We start from the raw sequence: 9,079 nt of genomic DNA, 5'->3' as shown, positions 1-9,079 counted from the left end.
AAATAAAATTCTCCTTCGTTTTCTTTATCCGTGATGGTCCCATTATAAGGCTAATTTACTTTCTGCATAAATGGTTGTGATAGGATTATGCAATCATTTGATACGATTGTGATACCAGTCGTGATTTTATTTGTTGCATAATGAGGATGCAGCTTATTACAGTATTCGCTCTTGTAAACGCAATCAGCACGCCCGTCTTAATGATGGCAACTTCAAAGTTGGATGGATGCACCATTGCAGGTAAACGTGTTTAGCTATTAATTCAAGGTAAGGAAATATTTTATAGGTCAACTATAGGCTTAGTAAATGAACAGGGTAATATTTAAACCTTGTTTTATCACCTAAATAATGACTCGAAATTATGCTAATTCTTAAAGAATCTTAAGTGAGAAGGAAAAAAGTGAATTGGCTAGGGACCAGTAGACTTGATATTTAAATGTTCTTTTTAAGATTCAATGAGGGGGATACAAATGAAAAAGACGTTATATCTAATGAGACATGGACAAACAGAATTTAATAAAAGAAGGAAAGTTCAAGGTTGGTGTGATTCACCACTTACAGAACTAGGAATCAAACAAGCAGAGACTGCTGCAAAGTATATTAAAGAGCACAATATTGTTTTCGACCATGCCTATAGCTCAACATCCGAAAGAGCTTGTGACACTTTAGAAATTGTGACTGATATGCCTTATACAAGACTAAAAGGACTAAAGGAATGGAATTTTGGCACTTTTGAAGGTGAAAGTGAAGATCTAAATCCATCACTTCCTTACGGTGATTTTTTTGCCAATTATGGCGGAGAAGAAGAAAAAGAATTTCAAAAAAGACTTGCTGATACATGTCAAAGAATTATGGAAGAAGATAATGAAATTGATTTAGCAGTATCTCACGGAGCAGCTTGTAGAAAATTTATGCAGTATTGGGAACATACAAGTTCCATTACACAAAAAGAAAGAATTAGCAATTGTTGCATATTGAAATTTGAATTTGAGAACAAAGAATTTAAATTAATTGAAATAATAAACCATCATTTTAATTGTTAATATTTTCAAAAAATATCGCATTTTACAAAGATGAATTTACAGTATTTTTTTATTTCCATTTCAAAAAATGACGAACTACAAGATTCCTATATTGTAGAAAAGTAGTCTTGAAGGCTAGGGAGGATTACATGTGTTTGCACGGTTAAAAAACCTGTTTGCGATTAAAGGTTATCGTTTATTCGTCATTTGTATGCTGCTTGTCGGTATTGGCATTTCCATTACTCAGCCCTACTTATCCTTGTATTTTACTGAAGATTTTGGAATGAGTGCAGGTGCTTTTGGCGTTTTTATGGCGATAAGTTCCTTAAGTGGAGTGGTGGTAAACTCACTTATTGCGAAACATTCCGATAGTGGTCTAGACCGAAAATGGTTGATTATTTTAGCCATGCTTTCCTCTGCGCTGGGATATGCTTCGTATCTAGTGTTTCACAACTTCTTTATCCTGCTGATTGTCGTCTCACTGTTTAATGGCTTAGGAGCTGCTGCCATGCCGCAAATCTATGCCTCCGCACAGGAATCAGCGAATGAAAGCAACTCCGATGACAAGACGTTTGCGATGTCTACATTGCGTTCTCTTGTATCTCTTGGTTTCCTAATTGGACCATTAGGTGGTACTTTGATTTTGGGTGTGCTCGGCTATAAGGGGCTTTTTTTAGGAACATCCGCCATCTATCTTATCATTGCATCTCTTGTGATCATGTTTCTACGAAAAAGAAAAACAGTTCAAAATGGTAAGAAGAGAACCAGTGCTGGCTCCCCATCTGTAAAAAACAAGCAGATTATGCAGCCGCTTATCGCTTTTATTTTTCTATTTGCTGTCAATGCAATTAATGGTATCAATACGCCACTTTTTATTGTGAATGAGCTTCATGGGACGCATACGGAAGTCGGATTGGTGGTTAGTATTTCAGCTGGTTTGGAAATTCCGATTATGATTGTACTCGGTGCCCTCAGCAAAAAAATATCGAATCATTCCCTGATGATCATCGGCTGCTTTTTTTCGGTTATGTATTATATTATCTTAAGTGTATCGACTGCTTCCTGGCAGTTGGTCGTAGCGCAGCTTCTGCAGGCAACAGCTGTTGCCATACTTATGGGTAATGGATTAAGCTATTTCACGGATTTGCTGCCTCATTCACCGGGACTTTCAACAACCATTTATTCCAATGGCTCGACCATTGGAAGACTAATAGGGAACCTGGGCGGCGGTGTCATTGCTCAGTTTGCAGGGTATCGAAATGTATACTTTGTTTGTCTGTTTTTTGTGATTTTCTCGTTCTTTATATTTTGGAAGATAAGACCACATAAGGAAAAGGAAAGCAAAGAATTTGAGATTACAAAAGATTGGTCTTATAGGAACTAAGTTTACGATGGAAAATGTTTTTTTTAGAGATACCATTTTTATGGACAAGACAAATTGACCTAATTGAACTAAAGATAATCAAAGGGAGGTAGCTACGGCACCTCCTTAACTTATACCAAAGTTAGTTTGTGAAGAACTGTTCTTAAAGTAAAGGATGTAAGAATTGAAGATCAAGGCTGTCGAAATTAGCAGCTTTCTAATTGAACTTAAGGGTAATTTAGAACCAGAAAATATTTGGTGAAATTCAATTATAAGGATTTATCAGACGGTGGTTAGTTGATGATATTGGTGAGTTCTTGAAAAAAGATGGGGGGGGGGATGGGAGTCACTGCTTCACTAAAAAGAAATGGTTTAAAAGTAATGTCAGAAGAACAATTTGCAGATACGCTCCTTTAGTCCTCAACTTATAATAGCGTTTTTAATATTGGGTTTAAGAATGGAAAGTTCAGATGAAGCTTAGGGGCAGGGGGGTGTATAAATGAAAAGTAAAAAGCTGTTACACTTATCAATAATCAGCAGTGTTATAGTTATTTTTTATATGTTTTTTCAATGGAGAATAGTCGATATTATTACACCTTTTTTGCTGTTACCAGTTCTATTAACAGTTTTTGGATTTTTTATTTATGTATCAGTACGAGCAATAATAACTTTGTTTAAAAATAAGGAATGGAAACCTATTGTCATCCAAGTCATCACATTCCTTTTACTATTCTTCATTCCATTCAATCAAATCGTTTTGGATATGGATTTTAAATTAAACAAATCCAAAAGAGAACAAGTAGCAAAAATGATTCAGAGTGGAGAACTTAAACCAAATGTCTCATACGATGCCTCACTAATTGATCTACCTAAGAAGTACGAATATCTATCTAGTGGCGGGGGTGAGATTGTAGTGGAGAAAACAGACGCTGGTTACAACATCCTCTTTTATACCTATCGTGGTATATTAGATAATTTTTCAGGGTTCGTATATACACCAAATGGTCAAAAACCTTCTAAAAAAGCATTTAATGGAGACTTCAAAGAAATTGATAAGATGGACAAAAACTGGTACTTTGTAGGTTCTTATTAAGAATAATGTTAACGGATAGAGGACAGCGTCAGTGTTGACATTGGTAAAGAATTGCAGAATATCACAAATCCGGTCTTTTTTTTAACCTCAAATTAATATAATAACTTAGTTAGCTTATTCCAGAGGTGAATATTTTGGAGATTTTTGGTTTGTCTTTTGCGGTTCTTTTGGAGGTTATTTTAATCAATATTGTATTAAGTGGGGATAACGCCGTTGTTATCGCAATGGCATCACGTAATGTTCCAAAGAAGCAACAAAAGAAAGCAATCTTTTGGGGAACATTTGGAGCTATTATTTTACGATTAATATTTGCATTAGCAATTGTTTACCTACTAGGCTTACCTTTCGTAACCTTTGTAGGTGGTATTCTTCTAGTGTATATTGCCATAAAACTTCTAATAGATGAGGATGAAGACGATCATAGAGAAGGAGGATCAAGTTTATTTTCCGCTGTGAAAACAATTATTACTGCTGATGCAATCATGTCCCTTGATAATGTCCTAGCTATTGCTGGTGCGGTTGAAGGAAATATAGCCGGTATAATTATTGGAGTTATTGTAAGTATTCCTCTAGTTGTTTTTGGTAGCCAATTAATATTAAAAGCCTTGGAAAAGTATCCGATAATCTCATATGTAGGTGCTGGAATATTAGCTTGGACTGCAGGTGAAATGATGGTTGGAGAACCAAAATTTGAGTACATTCTTCCACACGATATACATTTATTGATTCCTACTGCTATTACAGTTCTTGTCATTGGTTTGGGATATTTAACTAATAAGATAAAAACAGCTAAAGTTAGATAAGAAAAAATGAAATGAAAACAGATAAATGGGGAAATAAGAAATTACTTATATTTATAACGAGTGCGACTCTTCAAGAAGAAGGTCTTTTTTTTTCTTACTACAAGAATTATTGTTAAATGTTGCACTTAAACGAACGGGGGCTTTACTTACAAATCCGGCTGCTGGTTAATAAAATAAGAATGTAAGATAAACAATCAAGATTAAAACTTATCCTTTTTGTCATCGAAAATTGACTCAAATCAAAATGCTAATTAACATATACTAATTTTTAATAATACCTGATAAGGGACTGATAGCATGAAAAGGGTTGGAATTGTTGGAGGCTTAGGACCAGAAGCAACAGTAGATTATTACCAATCAATAATCTATAAATTTCAAGAAAAGATAGGTAGTAAAGAAGATTTACCGGAACTCTTTATTAACAGTATAAATATGTACAAGTTGTTTAATTTGCTTACTAATGGAGAGAAACAAGAGGTAATTAATTACCTAACGGATGCTGTTCAAAAATTAGAAAGTGTTGGGGCTGACTTTGTGGTAATGTCTGGAAACACACCACATATTGTATTTGAACAAATTCAACAAAAAGTCCAAGTGCCTATGATAAGCATTGTAGAAGAAACATACTTAAAAGCACAGGATTTAAGATTAAGGAAGATTGGTCTTATAGGAACTAAGTTTACGATGGAAAATGATTTTTTTATAAAACCATTTATTTCTAATAACATAGAGATGGTAGTACCCAACCAATCGGAACAGGACTACATCCATAGAAAAATTGTTGAAGAATTAGAAAATGGTATCGTGAACAAGGAAACAAAGGAAGGTTTTTTAAGTATAATCAATCAAATGATTGTTAGAGACGGTATACAAGGAATTGTATTGGGTTGTACAGAACTCCCTATGTTAATCAAAAATGAGGATTTGAATATCCTTACATTAAATACAGCAGAAATTCACATTAAAAAGATTGTTGATACTATTATTACGGACAATACAAATTGACCCAATTGAACTAAAGATAATCAAAGGGAAGTAGCTGTGGCACCTCCTTTATCTTATACCAAAGTTAGTTTGTGAAGAACTGTTCTTAAAGTAAAAGGTTGAAAGAATTGAAGATCAAGGCTGTCGGAATTGGCAGCTTTCTTATTGAACTTAAGGGCTGTTTAGTTGAACCAGAAATTATTTGGTGAAATTCAATTTTAATAATTTAACAGGCGGCGGTTAGTTAATGATATTGGTTAGTTCGTGCTTAGCTGGTTTAGATGTTAGATATAATGGTACAAATTGTTTGAATGTTAAAATAAGTGAATTGGTAAAAGAAAATAAAGCTATTACAATATGTCCAGAATTACTTGGTGGGTTTTCAACACCTAGAGAACCAGCTGAGATTATTGGTGGAAACGGAGAAGATGTACTTGATGGAAAGGCTAAAGTAGTTGATAAATCAGGTAAAGATGTTACCCAACTTTACATAAAAGGAGCATATTCTACACTAGAAATAGCTATAGAACTAAATGCAACTTTGGTGGTTCTAAAGGAAAACAGCCCATCCTGCGGCAGTTCAACGATATATAACGGTGAATTTATCGGAAAAAAAATGGGGGGGATGGGAGTCACTTCTGCTTTACTAAAAAGAAATGGATTAAAAGTAATGTCAGAAGAACAATTTGCAGATACCCTCCTTTAGTCCTCAACTTATAATAGCGTTTTTAATATTGTTTTGTTTTTTTAAGATTGTGAAATACTGTACATTAAGAAACGGGGTCCTTATGTTGTGCGAAATGTTGCTGATCCATGTTGTCTTGTTCTTAATTAAAAATCAAATCCCGTACCATTTTAAGGGATGATACGGGATGCTTTTAGGGTTGCAACACACATATTTTAGTAATCAGCATTATTAAGGATAAATCGAATGGTCCATTGGCCCTTTTGATTCAATATCCCATGAGTTTTAAATGTCATATGAGGATTTTCAGGTCTGTATTGATGTAGTTGTGCTTCTATCGTTCCATTATATAAGTTGTTACCTACTTTTTTAAACGTATCGGAATTTTCACGAACTAACGTGTGTTCAATCCAAATATGCGGACTTGCCATAAGGCTTTTGGCATACGGATCTACTTGAATATTCGAATTGGAATGTATTGTATAATTCAGCCTAATGGTATGACCATGGTTTACGATGGAATAGCCATTGAGTGTTAGCTTGATTCCGTTATCCTCAGCTGAGCCTAAGCCCTGATTTAGGGACTCGGCACTGGTCAAAGCAGGGGAGGCAAAGCCAATGAGCAAGCAAAGGAAGAAGGCGATAGCCCTGAATCGCACGGTATATTTCGTTAGGTTCCTCATTTTACCACCATCCTTATTTTTCGTTTATAGGTTGCTCCACTTTGAAACAATCTGAGTCCGAAAGAAGTGATCGGACTCGAACTGCTTCAAGAAAACACATTATTTCTTTTTGGACAGCCATTCTGCTAGTGCTTCAGCTTCTGCACCTTTAGCGAGGCCCGCCGGCATGCGGTCGCCGCCGTTTAAGATTTGATTCAATATGTCTTCTTTGGACATAGATTTACCTATGTGTTGAAGATTTGGAGCAGTTGCGCCCTGAAGATTATTTCCGTGACAAGAAACACAACTTTTTTTGTAAACCTTTTCCGGGTCGATAACGACGTCGGCTTGCCCTTGTAATTTAGCATTTTTATTAGGGGCAGCGATCTTTTCCTTACCGCCGAGTCCATAAACCACAACCCTCGTTCCACCAGTAATCACGCCAATATATTGTTTGCCGTCAACCATATAAATGGAAGGGGCCATTTTAATTTGTTTTCCTCCACTTTTCATGCCCCATAATACTTTTCCTTTTTTAATATCGAGAGCATTCACCGTTCCGTCCAATTCCCCGTAAAAAGCAAGACCGGAAGCGGTACTTGTGAATCCTCCATACATCGGATCATCGGTATTGCGTTGATAAACTTTTTTCCCTGTATTTACGTCAATCGCTGTAATGGTACCAGAAGTATCAACATCTGCTGGTAAAGGAAGGATCTTTGTACCAGGGAAGGTATTGTTATCTTTTGCAATCTCTTTCCGATCTTTTGCTGCTAACATTAAATTCGGGTTATTAATACCTGGAATCAGTACATAGTTGGTGTCGGGATCATACGTCTCTGGGGCATAGCTTTCTCCACCTGGCGTACCCGGCCATTGAAGTTTCACTTTACTCTGATCGCTAGGTGGTGTTGAATTTTCAATTTTGACAAACGGTACACCATCATAAATGGTTTTTCCAGTTTTGGCATCCCATGCATACCATTTCCCATTCTTTCCGCCTTCCACCACAACCTTCTGCTTTTTCCCGCCGACGTTGGCATTGAGAACCATTGGTGTCGCAGCGGCGTCATAGTCCCATACATCGTGGTCAACTTCAGATGATGCCCACTTAAATTTTCCTGTCTTACTGTCCAAAGCAACGATGGAATCCGTATATGGATTTTTTCCTTTCCGATCTGCATCATAAAAGTCAGGGGCTGGATTCCCAACGGCAAAATACATCATATCGCTATCTGGATCGAACGACATCGGTGTCCATACGGAGCCTCCGCCCGTATATTTCCCCTTCGCCCAGCCCGTTCCTCTTTCAGGAACGGTCCAAAATGGTTCTTTCCACAGTGGTTCGAGGCTATCTGCTTTAAAGGCCCAAACGAAGCCTCGTGTACCATTATCACCACCGCTGCTTCCAACGTAAATGTTGCCATCATAATACATGGGAGCCGAAGATTCATAGTATCGGTTTTCTAATTTAATGGAGGGAACATGATCCCAAAAGTTGACCATTTTTTCCAGTTTTCCAGTTTTCGCATCAAGTTTGGCCAGCCGATTGTCTATCATCAAGACATATACCTTTCCATTGGCCACCGCGACACCCCTACTTGCCACATTGGATTGCCATGGCAAACTATCAAGATGGTCAAGTACCTTCTTAGGAGGTGTCCATGCCCAAAGTTTCTTTCCGCTTGCGGCATCGATTGCAAATACATGATTTTTTGCACTAGTCACATACATGACCCCGTTTTGCACGACAGGGAAATCTTCTTGTAAATTAGGAACATCCTGATTCCATTCTAAGATATCCTGCTGCCAGACAATCCCTAATTTTTTTACATTATCTTTTGTAATCTCTTTATAGGGCACATGTCGGGTATGTTGAAGGTCATACCCCCAATTTGGGAATCCTGTCTCCTTTACCTGATTTGCCTGGTTGGATTCCTTGGTTTCTTGCTTGTTATTTGCATTGTTCTGCTTATTATTTGTTTGACAGCCAACAAGGACCATACAGGCCAAAAAAAACGAACCTGTTGCCTTTAAGTAACGTCTCACGAAAATACCTCCTCACATTGTGAAATCTTAATATGTATTGAATCACTGATCATGAAATGTTCCAGTTTGTTCCCTCCTTTAGAGGATCTAATTTTGATAAGAACAAGGATATGGTGCCCCACAAAATCCCTAAATTATACAAATGGTGAAAAATCTACTTCTTTTTTTTGTTGGAATGGGGTTTTCTTGTTTCACGACAATGGCAACCCGCCTCACCATGAAGGTCAGTTCTCTGATGTACCTTATAAACACTTTTACACTTGCTCATCATATATGTCACGGAAAATCATTTAACGTTATTAATTGAAAAGTGTTAAAGTTTGTGAAGTTTTGTACTTAAGCTAAACCAGCTAATAGTTTGTCAATATTTTTCAATAAAAACTTAAAATATGCATGCTATACTAAAAATGTGCATGCC

The 9,079-nt window shown here is 36.6% G+C and carries 8 protein-coding genes; 6 read left to right on the top strand and 2 right to left on the bottom strand.

Annotated elements, in window-relative coordinates:
- Positions 1–470: 470 nt before the first annotated feature.
- The 6 genes from AAHB15_RS29670 to AAHB15_RS29645 all read left to right on the top strand — a co-directional run bounded on the left by AAHB15_RS29670 (position 471) and on the right by AAHB15_RS29645 (position 5,971).
- Positions 471–1,043, top strand: coding sequence for a histidine phosphatase family protein (locus AAHB15_RS29670; protein ID WP_342043875.1), 573 nt, complete (start codon positions 471–473; stop codon positions 1,041–1,043).
- Positions 1,044–1,173: 130 nt separating this feature from the next.
- Positions 1,174–2,406: a sugar efflux transporter gene (locus AAHB15_RS29665; RefSeq protein WP_342043874.1), complete on the top strand. Its 1,233-nt coding sequence runs from the start codon at positions 1,174–1,176 to the stop codon at positions 2,404–2,406.
- Between the two features lie 478 nt (positions 2,407–2,884).
- Positions 2,885–3,478, top strand: coding sequence for a hypothetical protein (locus AAHB15_RS29660; protein WP_342043873.1), 594 nt, complete (start codon positions 2,885–2,887; stop codon positions 3,476–3,478).
- A 125-nt stretch (positions 3,479–3,603) separates the two neighbouring features.
- The gene (locus AAHB15_RS29655) at positions 3,604–4,281 is read left to right on the top strand and encodes a TerC family protein (RefSeq protein WP_342043872.1); all 678 of its coding nucleotides are present in this window, start codon (positions 3,604–3,606) and stop codon (positions 4,279–4,281) included.
- Positions 4,282–4,578: 297 nt separating this feature from the next.
- The gene (locus AAHB15_RS29650; RefSeq protein WP_342043871.1) at positions 4,579–5,286 is read left to right on the top strand and encodes an aspartate/glutamate racemase family protein; all 708 of its coding nucleotides are present in this window, start codon (positions 4,579–4,581) and stop codon (positions 5,284–5,286) included.
- A 226-nt stretch (positions 5,287–5,512) separates the two neighbouring features.
- Positions 5,513–5,971, top strand: a complete 459-nt coding sequence (locus tag AAHB15_RS29645; RefSeq protein WP_335575496.1) for a DUF523 domain-containing protein — start codon at positions 5,513–5,515, stop codon at positions 5,969–5,971.
- Positions 5,972–6,165: 194 nt separating this feature from the next.
- Here AAHB15_RS29645 and AAHB15_RS29640 read toward each other — a convergent pair whose 3' ends face one another.
- Positions 6,166–6,633, bottom strand: a complete 468-nt coding sequence (locus AAHB15_RS29640; RefSeq protein WP_342043870.1) for a DUF4179 domain-containing protein — start codon at positions 6,631–6,633, stop codon at positions 6,166–6,168.
- A gap of 99 nt (positions 6,634–6,732) precedes the next feature.
- The gene (locus AAHB15_RS29635) at positions 6,733–8,661 is read right to left on the bottom strand and encodes an outer membrane protein assembly factor BamB family protein (RefSeq protein WP_342043869.1); all 1,929 of its coding nucleotides are present in this window, start codon (positions 8,659–8,661) and stop codon (positions 6,733–6,735) included.
- Between the last annotated feature and the right edge of the window lie 418 nt (positions 8,662–9,079).

This window comes from Bacillus sp. OTU2372 (genome assembly GCF_038440275.1).
Lineage (GTDB): Bacteria > Bacillota > Bacilli > Bacillales > Cytobacillaceae > Neobacillus > Neobacillus bataviensis_B.
Note: the sequence above shows the minus strand (reverse complement) of the source record. Positions and strands in the feature narration are given on the sequence as shown.